This window comes from Undibacterium sp. TJN25 (assembly GCF_049339885.1).
Classification (GTDB): domain Bacteria; phylum Pseudomonadota; class Gammaproteobacteria; order Burkholderiales; family Burkholderiaceae_D; genus Undibacterium.
In genome coordinates this window covers 572993-592543 of record NZ_JBMPPM010000002.1, presented here as the reverse complement: position 1 = coordinate 592543, position 19551 = coordinate 572993, and the positions used below count along the sequence as shown (strand labels likewise).

Genomic DNA, 19551 nt, shown 5'->3' with positions numbered 1-19551 from the left:
CACGCCGCCGGCAAGCTTGCGGCCATCACCGTTCAGCCAAGGCCCCGCTGAATTGCGAGCGGTAAGCACTGGGGCTGGTCTTGACGATACGTCGGAAATGTCTGCGCAGGGACTCTTCTGATCCGAATCCTGCCAGCTCGGCGACTTGCTGCAAAGGAGTGGCAGGAGACTCCAGCAACTCCCTGGCAATCGCCACTCGCTCCCGGATCAGCCATTCATAAGGCCCGAGGCCGGTCGCCTGCAGGAACTGCCTCTGCAAAGTGCGGGTGCTCATTGCTGCATGCTCTGCCAACGATGCCAGCGTATACGGAAGGCCGGGTCTGGCCCTGACCATATCCATCAGTTTTGCCAGCCTGCCCTCTTCATCCGCGGCCACAGGGCGCGGCACAAACTGCGCCTGGCCACCTTCGCGGTGCGGCGGCACGACCAGGCGCTGCGCGACAAGATTGGCGACCTTGGCGCCGTGGTCGCGGCGCACCAGGTGCAGCAGCATGTCCAGCCCGGCGGCGGAACCGGCCGAGGTGATGACCTCGCCTTGGTCCACATACAGCGCATCCGGCTTTACCTCCAATGCCGGGTAGCGCCGCGCCAGCCGCTCCGCATAACGCCAGTGCGTCGTGACCGTTTTACCGTCCAGCACACCCGCAGCGGCCAGCACGAATACGCCGGAGCAGATGCTGCACAGCCGCGCACCGCGTAAATAAGCAGCACGGATTTTTTTGAGCAGCGCTTCCGGCGGCTGTTCATCCGCATTGCGCCAGCCGGGAATGATGATGGTGTCTGCCTTGTCCAGCAGCTTCAGGGTATACGGCGCTTCCACGGTGATGCCGCCCGCGGCGCGGATTTTGCCGGGCTCAGCCGCACACACCGCAAAGCGATACCAGTCCACGCCCAGTTCCGGGCGCGGCAATGCAAACAGTTCAACAGTACAGCCGAACTCAAAGGTGCACAGCTGATCATAAGCGACCGCAACAACCAGATGATTTTTCATGGCGCGAAGTGACTGAAGGGGCAATACACGACACTATAGCAGCCGGCGCGAAAAGCCGAAAATGGCGCCAAAATCTTTTTTGATAAATTATTTTCAAATACTTGTTGTGACTATCGAGACAGCTCTATATAATTCGCCACTTCAGACGCGGGGTGGAGCAGTCTGGCAGCTCGTCGGGCTCATAACCCGAAGGTCGTAGGTTCAAATCCTGCCCCCGCAACCAGAATCAAAAACGCCACCGGGAAGCTATCACTAGCATCCCGGTGGCGTTGCCTTATCTGGTAGAGATTCTGGTAGAGAGTTCAACGCTCAACGTAGTGCTATCGGCATTGAATGATCTCGCGCTAGCGGCAGCCCGAAAGACACGGCCGCCGATTTCTTTTTATGCAGCCCTTTGCCTCTCAGGACTTAAAAAGGCTGTTGTCGAGACAACTTGCGCGTAGCCGAAGCTCAATGCAGCCATGAATGCTGCATGTACTTGCACTGCGGGCACTTTTACGCCATTGAATTCGAGATCGTGAGTTGCGCAAGCATCATGAATGACCGTCGCCTTATAGCCGAAGTCGTCTGAAGCACGCGTAACCGCGTCGATACACATGTGACTCATGTTTCCCACCACGACAACATCCTGGATGCCATTTTCCTCTAGAATCTGCCGGAGGTCGGTCTCCCGGTAGGGATTCATGTAATGTTTTACGATAACACGCTCGTGAGGCAGATTTGCGGCTTTCGGATGCAATTGCGCCCCTTCAGTATGCGGCACAAAGAACGGAGCGTCTTTTGCCAAAGTTTCATGGCGTATATGTACGACGAGATCGCCGTTGCTCCTTGCCGCATCGATAACCTGGCGCGCGTTATCTGCAGCGGCGTCCGCGCCGTCAAGTATCCATTTGCCTCCTGGGAAATAGTCATTCTGAATATCGACCACAATAATTGCCTGTTTTGTCATCTTGCCCCCGCTTGGGATAGTGTGTGAAATCGGATCGCCGTAGGCAAACCCTGAATATGCCAGCTGCTCTTGTGCACCTTGCTCTCTTGCCACCGCAACACAGTTGAGGCGCCACTGACAGGCATATTGATCCAATCACGGGATCGGCGAAACAGTCAAATTCTAAAATTCACTATTTTCAAAATAAGAAGAATTCCACTACTTGTAGTTGCCTGCCGCAAAACTACGCCAGGCATGAGAAGCACCCTGCTTCCCGCCTTATCAAAAACGATTGCAACGAAGACCATCATGCTCAAAAAAAACGCCTGACTTCATCACAAAGCCAAGCGTCTTTTTCTGCCATTTTGCTTTCGCGGTATCGCAATGATTATAGATGCGTACCCAGGAAAGTCAGCGTCCGTCCATGCGCCAGCGCTGCCGCATGCTGGTTGTACGATGCACGGTCAGTGCAGTTGAAGCCATGGTCGGCATCTGGATACGTGAACACTTCGACATCGCTGCGGCCCGGGAAACGCTGGCGCACGTCGTCGGCAACCGATACGGGGATATGCGCATCCAGTCCGGCGTAATGGAACTGCATCGGCACCGTGATCTTGGCTGCCTCTTCAAGCTGCGCCTGTATACCGCCGCCATAGTAGGCCACGCCCAGGTCTATGCTACCCTGCGCCGCGGACAGATACGCCAGCCTGCCGCCGAAGCAAAAGCCGATTGCAGCGACCTTGCCGGTCACCTCGGGCAAGGCCCGCAATACCTTGGCAGCGGCGCCGATGTCGGCAGCGGCCAACGCCGGGTCGGTCTTTTTGTAGATATCCAATGCGGTTTCATAGTCGGCGCCGGCATAGCCGAGTTCGACGCGCGGCTGCGTGCGCCAAAAAATATCCGGCGCCAGCGCAACGTAGCCATCGGCCGCGTATTGGTCCGCAACGCTGCGGATGTGCGCATTGACGCCGAATATTTCCTGGATGATGATGACTGCCGGGCCGGTGCCGGCTTTCGGCAACGCCAGATATCCTTCGAAATTGCCGCCGTCGGCGGGTATGCTGATCCAGCGGGATGTAACGGTCATAAATTTTCCTCGGTTAAAGCAAAACGGTTATCCAACTCCATCGCGGCATGCTGTCCCGTGCTGAGGCTAGCCCTTGCACCAACACTGGCGCCGGTTAGGCCGCGGGTCTGGAGGCGGCCATTGTAGCGTTTTCCGAAAAGCTCTGTTTTCCGCCGCTCTCCACCGGCGTTGGACCAGGTTTTGCAGGCGTCCAACCTGCCCGTTTTGGTAAATTCACTGCTTTCGCTTTAGTTGACGGCATTTCTTTAGTAAGATGTCGCTCCCGCGCGAAGCCGGGCCGGGTTTGCCGGGCGGCTTACCCGAGGATTTTTGACCAGATACGTGAGATGCGAGATATAACAGACTGCAAGACTCTTGAGCTTCCCGGCCTGGAGCCGGAATACAGCACGGCATCAAGAAACCGGCATGCCATGTCGCAAAAAAATAGAAATTCCCCGATACAGCAACAGCTGGAATTGCTGGAACCCACCGATGCCAGCGGCTTGCCGCCTTGGAGCCGGGATAACAATATGGACTTGACCGGCCTGCCGGTCTGGGCAAAAGACGAGGGCACGGCCGATACCGGGTCACTACCTCTACCACTACCTGTATAGTACGGCCTGTACCCACTTATAAAGCTGACAGACGCTCCGCCATGGACAATATCAATTCCTTCTCTACCCTTCCGCTGTCGCCAGCCTTCCTGAACAACCTGGGCAGCCTGGGCTACAAGGAAATGACGCCCATCCAGGCACAGAGCCTGCCCATCATCCTGCAACAACAAGACCTGATCGCGCAGGCCAAGACCGGCAGCGGCAAGACCGCGGCCTTCGGCATAGGCATACTGGCGAAACTGAACCCCACGTATTTTGCAGTCCAGGGCCTGGTGATCTGCCCGACGCGCGAGCTGGCGGACCAGGTGTCGAACGAGTTGCGGCGGCTGGCGCGCTTTGCCGACAATATCAAGATACTAACGCTGTGCGGCGGCGCGCCGATGCGGCCGCAGATAGCGTCGCTGGAGCATGGCGCACACATTGTCGTGGGCACGCCCGGCCGCCTGATCGACCATATCAGCCGTGGCACGATCAAGCTCAATGCCGTGCAGACATTGGTGCTGGACGAGGCGGACCGCATGGTGGACATGGGCTTTTACGATGACATCCACTCTATCGTCAGCGCCTGCTCGCCGCGCCGCCAGACACTGCTGTTTTCCGCCACCTATGCCGACGACATCCGCCGCGCCAGCGAACAGTTCCTGCGCGAGCCCGCAGAAGTCAAGGTGGAAGCCCAGCACGATGGCAGCCGCATAGAACAGCGCTTTTATGCCGTGACGCCGGAAACCCGCAATGCCGCCGTCGCCCAGTTGCTGAACCATTATCGCCCGGTATCGACGCTGGCTTTTTGCAATACCAAGATCCATTGCCAGGAACTGGCGGAAGAATTACGCGACCAGGGATTCAGCGCGTTGGCGCTGTACGGCGACCTGGAACAACGCGAGCGCGACGAAATCCTGGTGCTGTTTTCCAACCAGAGCTGCTCGGTGCTGGTGGCAACCGACGTTGCCGCACGCGGCCTGGACATCCAGACGCTGGGTGCAGTCATCAACGTGGACGTGTCGAAAGACACCGAAGTCCACATCCACAGGATAGGCCGCACCGGCCGCGCCGGTGAAAAAGGCCTGGCGCTGAGCCTGGCATCGCCAAGCGAAAAGAAATGGGTGAAGCTGATAGAGGACTATCAGCAAGGTCCGGTGCAATGGTCCAGCCTGGCTGATCTGGAGCCGGCCTCCGGCGCAGCCTTGCAGCCGCCTATGGTAACCCTGTGCATCATGGGTGGCAAAAAAGACAAGTTGCGCCCCGGCGACCTGCTGGGCGCATTGACTGGCGACGCGGGGCTCAGCAAGGAACAAGTCGGCAAGATCAACGTGTTTGAGTTCATGACCTATGTGGCGCTGGAAGCCGGCATTGCACAGAAGGCCCATGACAAACTGAGCCAGGGGAATATCAAGGGCCGCAGCTTCAAGATGCGCTTCATCCCGGTTGTCTGAGCGATAATTTGCAGGAGTGTTGCCAAAAACGTATAAAAGAAAAAAAATTTTCAAGGCCCGTTCAAATTTGTGAACTTTTAGCTCACAATAATGCCGAAGTCGCGGGCTTTACCATGTCGGCACAGAAAAACTGCTACTACATTGTGCCGAAACAGGACGCCTTGGTTCCGATCAACCTTCTAGAACACAAAAGATGCCATGCACAAGTATCTCATCCGTAGTCTATTCTCTGTAGCCATCGCACTTCCTTCCCTGGCCGCCTTCGCGGAGACCGAAGCCGACAAATGGAATTTGCAGGACCTGTATGCCACCAGTGCCGACTGGGACAAGGATGCCGTCAAGCTGGAAAGCCAGCTGAAAGACATCGCCGGCTGCAGCGGCCACCTGGGCGAATCCGTCAAACGCTTCAAGGCCTGCCTGGACCTGAATGCCGACATACTGAAACGCTACTCCCGTCTGGCAAGCTACGCATCGCAGTTCCACGACCAGGACACCGGCGGCACGCCCGGCCTGGACCTGAACCAGCGCTCTGAAATCCTGGGCAGCAAAGTAGAGGAAGCCAGTTCCTTCCTGCGTCCTGAGGTACTGACCATCGGCGCGGCCAAAGTCAAATCCTATCTGACGCAAGACAAGTCGCTGGCCATCTACAGCCATTCTATGGATGACATCCTGCGCGGCGCACCGCATACGCTGGACAAAAAAGGCGAGCAACTGGTAGCGACCTTCGGCATGGCGACCAATACCGGGCAGACCGTGTATTCCACCCTGTCCAGCTCCGACATGCCATGGCCCAAGGTCAAGCTGTCTGACGGCAAGGAAGTCGTCATCGACCAGGCCGCCTATACCAAATACCGCGCAGTCGGCAACCGTGAAGACCGCAAACTGGTGTTCGATGCATTCTGGGGCAAATGGAAGGAATTCGAACGCACCTACGGCGTCACCTTCTATGAAATGCTGAAGAAGGATTCCGTGTACGCCAAAGTACGCCACTATCCGGATTCGCTGACGCAGGCGCTGGATGCGAACAAGCTGCCGGTCGGCGTGTACAACATGCTGATCGAACAGACCCGCGCCAACCTGCCTACGCTGCACCGCTATTTCAAGCTGCGCGCCAACATGCTGGGTGTCAAGGAGATGCGTTACTACGACATCTATCCGCCGCTCGTGCATAGCGACCTGAAATACCCGATCACGGAAAGCACGCAGCTGATGCTGGCATCGGTCAAGCCTCTGGGCGACGACTATGTGCAGGCCATGACCAAGGCCGTGACCCAGCGCTGGATGGACGTCTATCCGCGTCCTAAAAAGCGTTCCGGCGCCTACATGAACGGCGCGGCCTACGATGTGCATCCTTACCTGCTGCTGAACCACAATGACGATTACGAGTCGGTGTCCACCGAAGCGCATGAGTGGGGCCATGCAATGCATTCCTACCTGGCCAACAAGACCCAGCCTTACATCACTGCCGACTATCCTATCTTCACGGCAGAGATTGCATCGACCACCAATGAGGTGTTCTTGCTGGACCACATGCTGAAAATCGCGAAGAACGACGACGAGCGCCTGCTGTACCTGGGTTCCGCACTGGAAAACCTGCGCGGCACTTTCTTCCGCCAGGCTATGTTTGCCGATTTCGAGCGTGAAGTACATGCGCGCGTGGACAAGGGCGAATCGCTGACCGGCGACGCACTGACCAAGATCTACGGCGATATCCTGAAGAGCTACCATGGCGACAAGGAAGGCGTAGTCAAGATCGACGACCTGTACGCGATAGAATGGGCTTACATCCCGCATTTCTACAACCGTTTCTATGTGTTCCAGTATGCAACGTCGATTGCTGCCGGCTCCATGTTCGCGGATGAAATTCTGAAAGGCGTGCCGGGTGCGAAGGACAAGTACCTGAATATCCTGAAATCCGGCGGTTCCGCGTATCCATACGAGCTGGTCAAGTCCGCCGGCGTCGATATGGCAACACCTGCGCCTTACCAGGCAGTGTTTGCACGCATGAACAAGATCATGGACCAGATCGAAGCGATCCAGGCCAAACGCAAATAAGCACCGCGGCCGTTCAGGCTGCTTGCAAAGCAAAGCCCCGCTCTGATACAGAGCGGGGCTTTTTTTTCATGACTCCGGCAAACGCTTGCTGCTAACGCTGCATCGATTCCCATACCTTTTGCAGCCGCTTCACCGATACCGGCATCGGCGTGCGCAACTCCTGCGCATACAGCGACACCCTCAGCTCTTCCAGCAGCCAGCGGAACTCGACCAGTTTAGGGTCGGCATTCTGCTCACCTTTTTTCGGCATGCGCTGAAAGGCCTGCGCGACCGACAACCATTCCGCCATCAGCTTGGCGTCACGCGCGGGATCGGCCCTGAGCTTGTCCATGCGCACCGTCATCGCCTTCAGATAGCGCGGGAAATGCGACAATTGCGTAAAATCGTTTTCCGCAATGAAGCGCTTGGTCACCAGTGCCTGCAGTTGCGCCTGCATGTCGGAGGCCGCTGGAGGATGCGCCTTCAGACCTTGCAGCTTCTTCGGCAGGCCGTGGTATTCGGCCAGTATCTGTCCCGCCAGCCTGGCGATTTCATTGGCCAGCAGGTTCAGGCGGGACTTGCCCTCTTCCCTGCGGATATTGAATTCGCCGGAGTTTTTCGGCAGGGGCTCTTGCAGGCAGGCCCGTTCCAGGGCCGCCTGGATGATCTGGTCGCGCAATTCCTCTTGCGAGCCCAGCGCCATGAACTGCATGCCCATTTGCTGCAAGCGGGGAATATTTTTTTCCAGGAACTTGACCTGCTCCTTCAGTTGCAGCGCGAATAGCCGGCGCAAGCCCGTGCGGTGTACTTTGGCGGCTTCATCCGGATCGTCAAATACCTCGATCTGGCAATGCGTGACCTTATCCGCCAGCGCCGGATACCCGATCAGGGTTTGTTTGCCCTGCTGGATCTCCAGCAACTCCGGCAGACTGTCGAAGGTCCAGGCAGTCAGGTTTTCCTGCTTGACTGTGGGCCTGGCGGCGCCTGCAGGCGCTGCCATTGCAGACAGTGCCACCGGCCGGTTACCGTCTTGCCTACCCTGCTTGCCCTGCTTGGCCGGTGCAGGTGCCGGCGCCTTGCCGGAACCGGAATCCAGCAGGCTGAGTTTCTCTGCAGAGGCAATGCGCTGGAAGCTTTCCCGCGCCTGTCCACCGAATTCGGCGCGCAAGGCAGACAGGTTGCGCCCCATTTCCAGCTGCCGGCCATGCTCATCGACAATCTTGAAGTTCATCGAATGATGCGCCTGCAGGGTTTCAGACTTGAAATCCGTGGTCTTGGTCAGCAGGCCCGTCTGTTCGCGGATATCGGCGATCAGGGTATCCAGGAAATTGCCGGTGCCGAAATCGCAGCGCTCGCAGAACCCGGCCGCATAGTCCGGCAGGGGCACGCAGTGTCTGCGTATCTTTTGCGGCAGCGATTTCAGCAACAGATGCACTTTTTCCTTCAGCATGCCCGGCACCAGCCAGTCGCAGCGGTCGGCCACTATCTGGTTCAGAGAAAACAGAGGCACCGTCAATGTAACGCCATCGCGCGGGCTGCCGGGTTCAAAATGGTAACTCAGCATCAGCGGCACGCCGGATACCTGCATGCTTTTTGGGAAAAGGTCGGTGGTGATGCCGGCCGCCTCATGCCGCATCAGGTCTTCACGGTTCAGGTATAGCAGCTTGGGGTTTTGCGCAGTCGCTTCCTTATGCCACTGTTCAAACTGCACTGCATTGCAGACATCCGCCGGAATCAGCTTGTCGTAAAAGGCGGCAATCAGTTGCTCGTCCACCAGCACGTCCACGCGGCGCGATTTATGTTCCAGGTTTTCGATCTCGCGCACCAGCTTCTGGTTGAACGCAAAAAACGGCGCGCGGGTATCGAACTCCCCTTCCACCAGCGCATCGCGAATGAAAATTTCGCGCGCTTCTACAGGATGCGTCAGACCGTACTGGATACGGCGCTGGCTATACGCCACCAGCCCATACAGCGTCGCGCGCTCAAACGCCGACACCTGGCCGGTGCGTTTTTCCCAGCGCGGTTCGCCATACGATTTTTTCAGCAGATGGCCGCCAACACGTTCCAGCCATTCCGGCTGTATCTGCGCGATGCAGCGCCCATACAGGCGGGTCGTATCCACCAGCTCGGCCGCCATGATCCAGCGGCCGGCTTTCTTGGCCAGCGTAGAACCAGGCCAGATAAAGAATTTGATGCCGCGCGCGCCCAGGTAATGCGCTTCCTCGTCGGACTTGTAGCCGATATTGCCGAGCAGGCCCGTCAGCAGCGCGGTATGCAGCTGCTCATATGTGGCCGGCGATTCATTCAGCCGCCAACCCTGTTCGCGCACTATTGTCAGCAACTGGCTATGGACATCGCGCCATTCGCGCAGCCGTAGCTGCGACAGAAAATTGGCGCGGCAGTTATCCATCAGCTGGCGGTTGGTCTTTTTGTGCTCGATCGCATCTTCAAACCATTTCCAGATTTTGAGGTAGCTCTGGAATTCCGATTTCTCGTCGGCAAATTTCTTGTGCGCCAGATCAGCGGCAGCCTGCGCCTCCATCGGCCGGTCGCGCGGATCCTGCACCGACAAGGCAGACGCAATGACCAGCATTTCACTCAGGCACTGGTTTTCCCTGGCGGCCAGGATCATGCGCCCCACCCGCGGGTCCAGAGGCAGCTTGCCCAATTGTCGGCCCAGGGGTGTCAGGCGATTGGTGTCGTCCACCGCGCCCAGCTCTTGCAGCAGCTGGTAGCCGTCGGCAATGGCGCGGCCCAGCGGCGGCTCGATAAAGGGAAAGCTCTCGACATCGGTGAGGTGCAGCGTTTTCATCCGCAGGATGACCGAGGCCAGCGACGAACGCAGGATTTCAGGTTCGGTGAACTTAGGCCTTTGCAGGTAATCCTGTTCGTCGTACAGGCGTATGCACACGCCGGCGGCAACGCGGCCGCAACGGCCGGCGCGCTGGTTGGCTGCGGACTGGGCCACAGCCTCTACCTGCAACTGCTCGACCTTGTTGCGGTAACTATAGCGCTTGACCCTGGCGAGGCCGGCATCGACTACATAACGGATGCCCGGCACAGTCAGTGAGGTTTCGGCCACATTGGTGGCCAGCACGATGCGGCGTGCATTGGATATCTTGAAAACCCTCTCCTGCTCCTGCGCCGACAGGCGGGCAAACAGCGGCAATATCTCCACATGCGCCGGATGGTGCTTGCGCAAAGCCTCGGCAGTGTCGCGGATTTCGCGTTCTCCCGGCAAAAACACCAGCACGTCGCCGGAACCGATGCGGCACAGCTCATCGACGGCATCGGTGATGGCCGTCATCAAATCGCGCTCTTTATCTTTCTCCGTGTCCTGAATCGGCCGGTAGCGCACTTCCACCGGGTAGAGCCTGCCGGACACTTCGATCACCGGCGCCGGCTTGATGACAGGGCCGTCCGCCGTATTGACGGTTTCGCCGAAGTGGTTGGCGAAGCGCTGGGCATCGATCGTCGCCGACGTGATAATCAGTTTCAGGTCGCGCCGCTTCGGCAGCATCTGCTTCAGGTAGCCGAGCAGGAAATCGATGTTCAGGCTGCGTTCATGCGCTTCATCGATAATGATGGTGTCATATTGCTTCAGCAGCGGATCGGTTTGCGTCTCCGCCAGCAGGATACCGTCGGTCATCAGCTTGACCGATGCGCCCTTGCTCAGTGTGTCCGTAAAGCGCACCTTGAAACCGACGTTTTCGCCCAGCGGCGAATTCAGCTCCTGCGCGATGCGCTTGGCAGTGGACGAGGCGGCGATCCTGCGCGGCTGCGTATGGCCGATCAGGCCTTTCTGGCCGCGCCCCAGCTCCAGGCAGATCTTCGGCAACTGCGTGGTCTTGCCGGAGCCGGTTTCGCCGCAGACAATGATGACCTGGTTCTTTTGAAGCGCTTCGGCAATTTCAGCACGCCTGCCGGATACCGGCAACTCTTCCGGGAAGGTGATCGGCGGCAGCGGATTACGGACAGGCCCTGCAGGCGCCGCCGCTACCGAAGATCCCGCAGATCCCGCCGCTGGCGTCGCGGCAACACCCGGCCGCGCTTTCCGAGCCTGCGGCTGCCCTGCCTGGCGTTGCAAGCGAGGCTGGGATGGCTGATGCGGGGTCTTACCTTGAGGCTTGGCCGGTGCCGGTGTTCCGTCACTTGCCGGACTCACCGGGCTTGGGGGGGAAGACTGCCGCAGGGAGTCGCGCAACTGGCGCAAATCGCTTACTGCTTTGAGTGGTGTTTTTTTTGTTTGATTCGACATAGCGCTGCGGATTATCCCAGATTTTTCACCCGGACACCCTGTTCCCGGCCTCTAACGATCATTTACATTTGGTTTGCACGGGTTTGTGCAGGGTTTGCGTGTAAATTTGCCACATCTGCCCGGCCTTGCAGGAGCAAACCTACGTCTGCCAATTGTCCCGCTGTAGAGAGCGGTAGACCTTGTCGAGCCGCCAGCCCCGCAGTTTCTTCATTAATTTATGCAAACAGCTGCCTGCGGGCGACAATTCAGACGGGTATCTCGGATTATAATGCCCGCATGGAAAATCCCGTTCAATTCGTACAATGGCTGCGCTCGGTCGCTCCTTATATCCACGCCTTCCGCGGCAAGACTTTTGTGGTCGCCTTCCCTGGCGAACTGGTCATGTCCGGCGCATTGCCTGTACTGGCGCAGGATCTGTCGCTGCTGCATGCGCTGGGCATCAAGATCGTCGTCGTGCACGGTTCGCGGCCGCAAGTGGCCGAACAGCTGGGACTGAGGAACGTCGAAGGGCGCTTCCACAACGGGATACGCATTACCGATACCGCTGCGTTGGAATGTTCGAAGGAAGCCGCCGGCGAATTGCGCCTGGACATTGAAGCCGCCTTCAGCCAGGGCCTGCCGAATACACCGATGGCGCACGCCGCAGTACGCATTATCTCAGGCAATTTTGTCACCGCCAAGCCCATAGGTATAGTCGATGGCGTGGATTTTCAACTGACGGGCATTGCGCGCAAGGTCGCGTATGACGTCATGCACCGCATCCTGGATGCCGGCAGCCCGGTTTTGCTGTCCCCGCTGGGGTTTTCGCCCACCGGCGAAGCCTTTAACCTGACGATGGAAGACGTGGCCGTAGCCGCGGCAACCGCGCTGCGCGCCGACAAACTGATCTTTATCAGCGAAACGCCGATGATGGTGGACAGGGACAACGATGAACTGCGTGAGCTTTCTTCCACCCAGGCCGATCTGGAATTGAAAGCCAATTACCTGCCGGCTGATTCCGCGTTCTACCTGGAACACGCGGTCAAGGCGTCCCGTGGCGGCGTGCCCAGGGTGCATATCGTGCCATACCAGATGGACGGCTCTGCGCTGCTGGAACTGTTCACGCATGACGGCGTTGGCACGATGATCAGCCATGAGAATCTGGAAAGCCTGCGCGAGGCCACCATTGAAGACGTAGGCGGCATCATCAAGCTGATCGAACCGCTGGAAGCGGATGGCACGCTGGTCAAGCGCGGCCGCGAACTGATAGAACGGGAAATCAACTACTTCTCCGTCATCGAGCATGACGGTGTTATTTTCGGCTGTGCGGCGCTCTACCCTTTCCCTATTGAAAAAATGGCGGAAATGGCATGCCTGACCGTCAACCCGGACGTGCAAAGTCAGGGCGACGGCGAACGTATCCTGAAGCATATGGAAAAGCGCGCCAGGCGCGCCGGCTTCCACTCCATGTTCGTGCTGACGACCCGCACGGCGCATTGGTTCCTGAAGCGCGGCTTCGTTAGCGCCACGGTGGACGACCTGCCCAAGGACAGGCAAAAGATGTACAACTGGCAGCGCAAGTCACTAGTTCTGATTAAACAGTTATAATCGCTGCCGCAGAAGAGGCTGCTGCAAAGCTGCACGCTTGCCCGCGTGAAATGCCGTGCAGCCTCTCGACAAGAAACATGACAAGACTGAGGAGTTACCAAAATGGCACGCATGATACATTGCATTAAACTGGACAAGGAAGCAGAAGGCCTGGACTTTCCTCCTTACCCCGGCGAATTGGGCAAGAAGATTTACGAGAGCGTTTCCAAGGAAGCCTGGGCAGCATGGCTCAAGCACCAGACCATGCTGGTCAATGAAAACCGGCTGAACCTGGCGGACACCCGCGCGCGCAAATACCTGGCGACGCAGATGGAAAAACATTTCTTCGGCGACGGCGCCGATGCTGCCACAGGCTACGTGCCGCCGACAGAGTAAGCCTTCCGTAAAGGCAAGACATACAAAAGCCCGCTGGCTATGCACAGCGGGCTTTTTGCTGGGCTGGAGGATTTAAAAAACCAGGGTCTTCACACCCTCTGGCGTTCCCAGCAGGCACACATCTGCCGCTTGCCGGGCAAACAGGCCTACCGTCACCACGCCAACGATATTGTTGATCGCCGCTTCCATCGCGGCCGGATCTGCAATCTGCAGACCGTGCATATCGATGATCACATTGCCGTTATCCGTCAGCAGCGGCTGGCCATCCTTCATGCGCAGGCGTGGCTCGCCGCCGATTTGCGCCAGCTTTTGCGTAACCACCGCCTGCGCCATAGGCACAACTTCAACAGGCAGTGGAAACTTGCCCAGCACGTCCACCAGCTTGGAGCCATCGGCGATACACACGAATTTTTTAGCCACGGAAGCGACGATTTTTTCACGCGTCAATGCCGCACCGCCGCCCTTGATCATCGCACCTTGCGGTGTGATTTCATCGGCGCCGTCGATATACACGGGCATCGAGGACACCTGGTTCAGATCCAGCACCGCGATACCGTGCGACCGCAGGCGCGCCGCAGTCGCTTCTGAGGAAGCGACTGCGCCTTTGATCCTGTCCTTCATCTTCGCCAGCTCATCAATGAAAAAGTTGGCTGTGGAACCGGTGCCCACGCCAATGATTTCATTTTCTACAACATACTGGATCGCGGCGCGTGCGACTTCCTGCTTCAGTTCGTCCTGGGTCATGATATTTCAATAAAGGGTTAGGAATTTTCAAATGCCGGTATTGTAAAGGATGGCACGTGTCCTGTTCGCCAAATCAGCCGCCCCATGGACAGTTAACACCTAAAACGGCGCAATCATCAATTCGAGGTTGATTTTTTGCTAATCTGCATTAACATGTAGGAAAGTATCGCCAGTTATCCGGTGTCGGCAACCCTGCACTGTCCTAATCGATGGAAATTCATCAGAGTGTCTCTGCACTATGAGTCGATTCGACGAACTTAGTTCTCCCTCCATAAATAATGTCCATGCGGTGCAATCGGGCACAGCCGCAAATGACGCTGCGTCGTCGCTTCGCCTGCAATACCTGCTCGACAACACCCCGGCGATCATCTACACCAGCGTCCCGACAGGGGATTTTAAGATGACGTTTGTCAGCGGCAACGCCTACAAGGTGCTGGGCTACCACCCCGAGGAGATGGTCGCCGACCCGAATTTCTGGTTTAACCATATTCATCCCGACGATATTCCCTCTATTTTTTCCAGTCTGGCATTGCTATTCACAGAGGGAGAACGTACCTATGAATACCGCTTCCTTAGCCAGTCGGGCCAATATGTGTGGATGCATGACATGCTGCATCTGGTCCGCGACAAGGATGGATTACCCATAGAAGTGGTAGGTTCGCTGACTGACATCACTCAGCGCAAGCAAATGGAAGAGGCGCTGCATAAAAAAGGACAGGAGCAGCAACTGCTGATCAGGAGATTGCAGGAGGCCCATGAGCAGTTACTGCAATCCGAAAAAATGGCTTCAGTGGGCCAACTGGCTGCCGGCATCGCGCATGAAATCAATAACCCGGTGGGTTTTGTGAACTCTAACATGGGCTCGCTGCAAAACTACATGCAGACTCTGTTCGGCCTTATTGCGCAATACGAGCAGTTATTCAAGCGGTTTCCGCAACAGGCCGAGCTCGCTCCTCTGATCGATGCCTTGAGAAAAAAAGCGGATATCGATTTCATGAAAGAGGATGCCGAAGCATTGGTCGAAGAGTCCATGGACGGACTAAAGCGCGTCAAGGATATTGTCCAGTCTCTCAAGGATTTTTCGCACGTGGGAGAAAGCGACTGGCAAGAGGCCGATATACACAAGGGAATTGAAAGCACACTGAATATCGTGATGAATGAAATCAAGTACAAAGCGAGCATCGAAAAAGAATATGGCGAAATCCCCGCCGTGAAATGCATTATTTCACAGCTGAACCAGGTTTTCATGAATCTGCTCGTCAATGCCTCGCATGCGATCAGGAACACCGGAATTATTCGCATCAGCACGGGAAGTACACGCGATGCCGACGCCAGGCAATGGATATGGATCAGGTTCAGCGATACCGGCGCGGGAATTCCTGCCGAAAACCTGACCCGCATCTTCGAGCCCTTCTTTACGACCAAACCCATAGGCAGCGGTACCGGCCTCGGGCTTTCGCTGTCATACGGCATCATCAAAAAACACGGTGGACGCATCGAAGTTGACAGCGAACCGGAAAAAGGCAGCACGTTCACGATACATCTGCCTGTGCAGCAGAACGGCTGATTCCAGGCCGGCAGCCGGGTAGCGCAGTTCAATGACAAGGGACGAATTCTTATGTCCGACGAAACCGATCGCAGCAGTAATGAAACAGAAACCCTACCCCGGGACGCTGACAGAAATGAAGGTGTCGACTTCAAACGCAGGCATTATCTGGAGCTTGAGCAGGTAGACATTGAAGCGCTGGCAAATTTGGGAGAAAAGTTACACGCCCGCCGCCGGCAATTCGATGAACTCCTGTACGAAAACATGATCGCCAGTCCGAGGCTGGCAGCGCTAATGCAGTCGGCTGATGCCGAAAAACTCAGGCTGATTCGTGATGCTTACTCGTCGTCGATGATAGAATTTTCCAGCCGGCAAAACCATCAGCATCAACACATCAACGCAGGCCTTCTACTACAGGACATGGGCCTGGGCCCCGACTGGTACCTGGACATGTACCGTAGCTACCTTCAGGCCCTGCTCCCTGTCTTATGGGAGGCAAGCGAACACCATTTCGGCCGCTTCAGCACTTTCCTGAATACCATGGCCAAGATCATTTTTTTCGATGTCGGCGTGGCGCTGGATTCTTATTTCATCGCTTCGCAAAAGGCAATCGAACATGACCGGCAGCCGGGAAGCGCCAACTACCGCCAGACGCATGACGAGCTAACCGGACTGCCGAATCGCAGCCTGCTGACGGACAGAATGCATCAGGCGTTGCTGCTGGCAGACAGGAACGGCAGCATCGTCGCTTTGATTCATCTCGGCCTGGATCATTTCAAACTGATCAATGATGGCGTCGGTTACTCGACAGGAGATCACATATTAAAAGGCATAGGTGAGCGCCTGCACAAATGCGTCAGGGAGGGAGATACTGTCTCCTATCATGGTGCTGACGAATTTGTCATTGTTCTCAAGGACATCGACGATTCCAGCCATGTCGGCCGTATTTGCGAAAAAATCACCCACATGATTGCCAAACCGTTTTTAATAAACGACAAGAACTTTCATGTGACCTGCAGCATGGGGGTGTCCTTGTATCCGCAGGACGTAAAGGACGCGGGCATTTTGTCTAAATATGCCGATATCGCGCTCACCCGTGCAAAGGACATGGGGCGGAATAATTTTCAGTTTTTTTCATCAGAAATGAATGAAAAAATGCTGGAAAAAATAACCATTACCAGCGACCTGCACATGGCGATCGCCAGCAACCAGCTACTGGTACACTATCAGCCTAAGGTCAATCTGCAAAGCGGAAAAATCGTCGGCCTGGAAGCGCTGGTACGCTGGTTTCACCCTGCGTTGGCGATGATCCCGCCTTCACTGTTCATTCCTGTCGCAGAAGAATCCAATCTCATCAACAGCATAGGGGATTGGGTGCTGAAGCAGGTATGCGGCGACATACGGCAATGGATGAATGAGGGATTGGCCGTGCCGAACATCGCCGTCAATGTTTCGGCCAGACAATTCCAGAACCCGGAATTTGCCACTGCATTGATGAACATTTTATCTGCCGAAAAAATTGATCCGTCCATGATTTCCCTGGAAATCACGGAGAGCATTCTGATGAATAATAATATTTCCATCGGAAGCATCCTGAAAAACCTCAAGACGCTCGGTATCACACTGGCGCTGGATGATTTCGGCACGGGCTACTCCGCACTCAGCTACCTGAAGCATTTCCCTTTCGACTGCGTCAAACTGGACCAATCCTTTGTCAAGGATATCAATACCAATGCAGGCGATGCCGCCATTTCCAAAGCCGTGATTTCAATGGCGCACAGCCTTGGGCTGAGGGTCATCGCAGAAGGCGTGGAAACCGAAGCACAGTGTGAATTTCTTTGCGACCAGATGTGCGATGAGATACAAGGTTACTTTTTTTCCAGGCCGCTGCCTGCTCAGGAACTGAAGATGCTGTTGCTGGCCGGCCAGCGTTTGCCGGCGCATCTTCTGCGCATGGAAAAGCCTCCGCGTACTTTATTGATGGTCGACGACGAGCCGAATATCCTGGCATCCCTGAAACGACTGCTGCGACGTGAGGGCTATCAAATTTTGCTGGCCAACAGTGGCAGCGAGGGATTGCAAGTGCTGGATAGCCACAAGGTTGATGTCATCATCTCGGATCAGCGGATGCCGAATATGACCGGCGTTGAATTCCTCCGCGCAGCAAAAATCAGCCATCCAGATACCGTGCGCATCGTATTGTCAGGCTACACCGAATTACAGTCCATTACCGACGCCATCAATGAGGGGGCGATTTACAAATTTCTGACCAAACCGTGGGACGACGAGCAGCTTCGCGCGAATATAGAAGAAGCGTTCATCTACAAGGAAATGGCGGATGAAAATCGCCGCCTGAGCTTTCAGATACAGGCAAGCAACCAGGAGCTGGCAAAGGCCAACCGCCAGCTTGCCGACATTCTTCTTCAAAAGCAGCAACAGATCAAACGCGACGAAATCAGCCTTGAAATCGTCAGGGAGGCCCTGCAGCACATTCCACTTGCGCTGATCGGCATAGACGACGACAACATGATCGCTTTCATCAATACCGCCGCCGAAATCCTGTTTCTCACCGCCGCGCCCATGCTGGGGGCGGATATCGACGATTTTCTGCCCGAATTCAGCCGTCTTGCGCAGCATGCCAATGAAGGGGACGTTTTTCAAATGTCCATTACAGGACGGGCTTTCGAGGTAAGCTGGCGCATCATGGGCGAAAGTTCGCGATCCAGGGGAAAGCTGGTCACATTCAAGGACGTTCACCATGGCCAGCATTAAACAGCTTGCGCTGGAACAGGCAGAAGACGGCATGCAGATTGCCATCGACCTGAAGGATGCGCACGGAAATGTCCTGCTGCAGGCGGGAACCATTCTGACGGCGTCGTCCATCAAATCGCTGCTGCGCCGTGGCGTGACCGACATCAGTATCGCCGACGCGGATGAACCGACCGTTGATCCGCGCGTGGAGCAGGAGCGCGTGAAACACCGGCTGGCCAAGCTGTTTCGGCACTCGCAGGCGGAAAAAGCCAACCGCCTGTTAATGGATTACCTCTGCCTTTATCGGGTCGGCATAAAATATGAATAGCATTATTGCCGTAGATGTCATCAGGAAAATCCAGGACCTGCCTGCGCTGTCGGCTATCGTAACCGAACTGCTGAGCAGCATGGACCAGGAGGAAGTGGATGTTGACAGCATTGCCAAAAAGATTTCCCACGATCTCGCGCTGACGGCGAAAACGCTTAGGCTGGCCAATTCCTCCTTTTACGGCATGCAGCACAAAATTACCAGCATCCAGGAAGCAATTGCCGTGCTGGGATTTCGCAGCGTCCGGACGCTGATTACCACGACGGCAATTACAGGCAGCTTCAACAGGTCCCGGTCGGGGCTATTTGATTTCCGTGCCTTCTGGCGACATTCCATCGCCACCGCTGTCTGTGCGAAGCAGTTGGCCCGACACGCTAAATCAAGCGAAGATCATGCATTTATCGCCGGCTTGCTGCACGACATAGGCAAACTCGTATTGGCGACACGCTATGAGGAACAATATGAGCAGGTCATTCTCCTGCGGGCACAGCGCGATTGCTATATCCAGGATGCAGAACGCGAGATTCTGGCCATCGACCATGCGATGGTAGGAAAAGCGCTGACGGAGTATTGGAAATTTCCAGAAGAAATGCAGGAGGCCGTGGCGCATCATCACGATACGGAGCATGCCGAGAGCAACATGCTTACCGTTGTCGTTCATGTTGGCGATGCCATTGCCCACGCGCTCGATCTTGCCGAAGACGAGGAAGCGCTGGTGCCCCGTATCTGCACAAACGCCTGGGATAAGCTGAAACTGACTCAGGAGAACAGCGCCGCCATTTTTAAGGAAACAGAAAAACAGTTTGAAGAAATCTGCCGGATACTCATCAATTAAAGGCCCGATGTGAATAATGATAACAATAAAATTCCCATAACCGGGCCCGCCAAAGGTGAAG

At 56.2% G+C, this 19551-nt stretch carries 14 protein-coding genes and 1 tRNA gene; 10 read left to right on the top strand and 5 right to left on the bottom strand.

The window, feature by feature from the left end; genetic code table 11:
• Positions 1-25: 25 nt before the first annotated feature.
• Positions 26-991 carry a transcriptional regulator FtrA gene (gene ftrA, locus ACO0LO_RS06385; RefSeq protein WP_422963356.1) on the bottom strand — a complete coding sequence of 322 codons (966 nt, stop codon included), beginning with the start codon at positions 989-991 and terminating at the stop codon, positions 26-28.
• Positions 992-1137: 146 nt separating this feature from the next.
• Here ftrA and ACO0LO_RS06380 point away from each other — a divergent pair.
• Positions 1138-1214, top strand: a tRNA-Met gene (locus tag ACO0LO_RS06380).
• A gap of 159 nt (positions 1215-1373) precedes the next feature.
• On the opposite strand, the gene ACO0LO_RS06375 is transcribed toward ACO0LO_RS06380, so the two are convergent.
• Complete coding sequence (locus ACO0LO_RS06375; RefSeq protein WP_422963355.1) at positions 1374-2075, bottom strand: cysteine hydrolase family protein; 702 nt, start codon at positions 2073-2075, stop codon at positions 1374-1376.
• A gap of 232 nt (positions 2076-2307) precedes the next feature.
• The gene (locus tag ACO0LO_RS06370) at positions 2308-3006 is read right to left on the bottom strand and encodes a dienelactone hydrolase family protein (protein ID WP_422963354.1); all 699 of its coding nucleotides are present in this window, start codon (positions 3004-3006) and stop codon (positions 2308-2310) included.
• A gap of 410 nt (positions 3007-3416) precedes the next feature.
• Here ACO0LO_RS06370 and ACO0LO_RS06365 point away from each other — a divergent pair, with 410 nt between their 5' ends.
• The 3 genes from ACO0LO_RS06365 (at position 3417) to pepF (ending at position 7087) form a co-directional block, all read left to right on the top strand.
• Complete coding sequence (locus tag ACO0LO_RS06365; RefSeq protein WP_422963353.1) at positions 3417-3599, top strand: hypothetical protein; 183 nt, start codon at positions 3417-3419, stop codon at positions 3597-3599.
• 41 nt (positions 3600-3640) lie between these two features.
• Positions 3641-5032, top strand: a complete 1392-nt coding sequence (gene dbpA, locus ACO0LO_RS06360; RefSeq protein WP_422963352.1) for an ATP-dependent RNA helicase DbpA — start codon at positions 3641-3643, stop codon at positions 5030-5032.
• A gap of 198 nt (positions 5033-5230) precedes the next feature.
• Positions 5231-7087: an oligoendopeptidase F gene (pepF, locus tag ACO0LO_RS06355; RefSeq protein WP_422963351.1), complete on the top strand. Its 1857-nt coding sequence runs from the start codon at positions 5231-5233 to the stop codon at positions 7085-7087.
• 91 nt (positions 7088-7178) lie between these two features.
• Here pepF and hrpA read toward each other — a convergent pair whose 3' ends face one another.
• Positions 7179-11324: an ATP-dependent RNA helicase HrpA gene (gene hrpA, locus ACO0LO_RS06350; protein ID WP_422963350.1), complete on the bottom strand. Its 4146-nt coding sequence runs from the start codon at positions 11322-11324 to the stop codon at positions 7179-7181.
• A gap of 276 nt (positions 11325-11600) precedes the next feature.
• Between hrpA and argA the strand changes: the two genes are divergently transcribed.
• The gene (gene argA, locus ACO0LO_RS06345) at positions 11601-12911 is read left to right on the top strand and encodes an amino-acid N-acetyltransferase (RefSeq protein WP_422963349.1); all 1311 of its coding nucleotides are present in this window, start codon (positions 11601-11603) and stop codon (positions 12909-12911) included.
• Between the two features lie 102 nt (positions 12912-13013).
• The gene (locus ACO0LO_RS06340) at positions 13014-13286 is read left to right on the top strand and encodes an oxidative damage protection protein (RefSeq protein ID WP_422963348.1); all 273 of its coding nucleotides are present in this window, start codon (positions 13014-13016) and stop codon (positions 13284-13286) included.
• Between the two features lie 72 nt (positions 13287-13358).
• Here the strand turns inward: ACO0LO_RS06340 and rpiA are convergent, their stop codons facing one another.
• A complete protein-coding gene (gene rpiA / locus ACO0LO_RS06335) occupies positions 13359-14030 on the bottom strand; it encodes a ribose-5-phosphate isomerase RpiA (protein WP_422963347.1) in 672 nt (223 codons plus the stop codon).
• A 238-nt stretch (positions 14031-14268) separates the two neighbouring features.
• On the opposite strand from rpiA, the gene ACO0LO_RS06330 reads away from it, so the two are divergent.
• From ACO0LO_RS06330 to ACO0LO_RS06315, 4 genes are read left to right on the top strand one after another with little or no spacing between them, the layout of a single operon-like run.
• A complete protein-coding gene (locus ACO0LO_RS06330) occupies positions 14269-15597 on the top strand; it encodes an ATP-binding protein (RefSeq protein ID WP_422963346.1) in 1329 nt (442 codons plus the stop codon).
• Positions 15598-15648: 51 nt separating this feature from the next.
• The gene (locus ACO0LO_RS06325; RefSeq protein ID WP_422963345.1) at positions 15649-18348 is read left to right on the top strand and encodes an EAL domain-containing protein; all 2700 of its coding nucleotides are present in this window, start codon (positions 15649-15651) and stop codon (positions 18346-18348) included.
• Complete coding sequence (locus ACO0LO_RS06320) at positions 18335-18655, top strand: hypothetical protein (RefSeq protein WP_422963344.1); 321 nt, start codon at positions 18335-18337, stop codon at positions 18653-18655. The genes ACO0LO_RS06325 and ACO0LO_RS06320 overlap by 14 nt, the downstream gene beginning before the upstream one ends.
• Complete coding sequence (locus ACO0LO_RS06315) at positions 18648-19490, top strand: HDOD domain-containing protein (RefSeq protein WP_422963343.1); 843 nt, start codon at positions 18648-18650, stop codon at positions 19488-19490. The genes ACO0LO_RS06320 and ACO0LO_RS06315 overlap by 8 nt, the downstream gene beginning before the upstream one ends.
• The last annotated feature ends 61 nt before the right edge of the window (positions 19491-19551 follow it).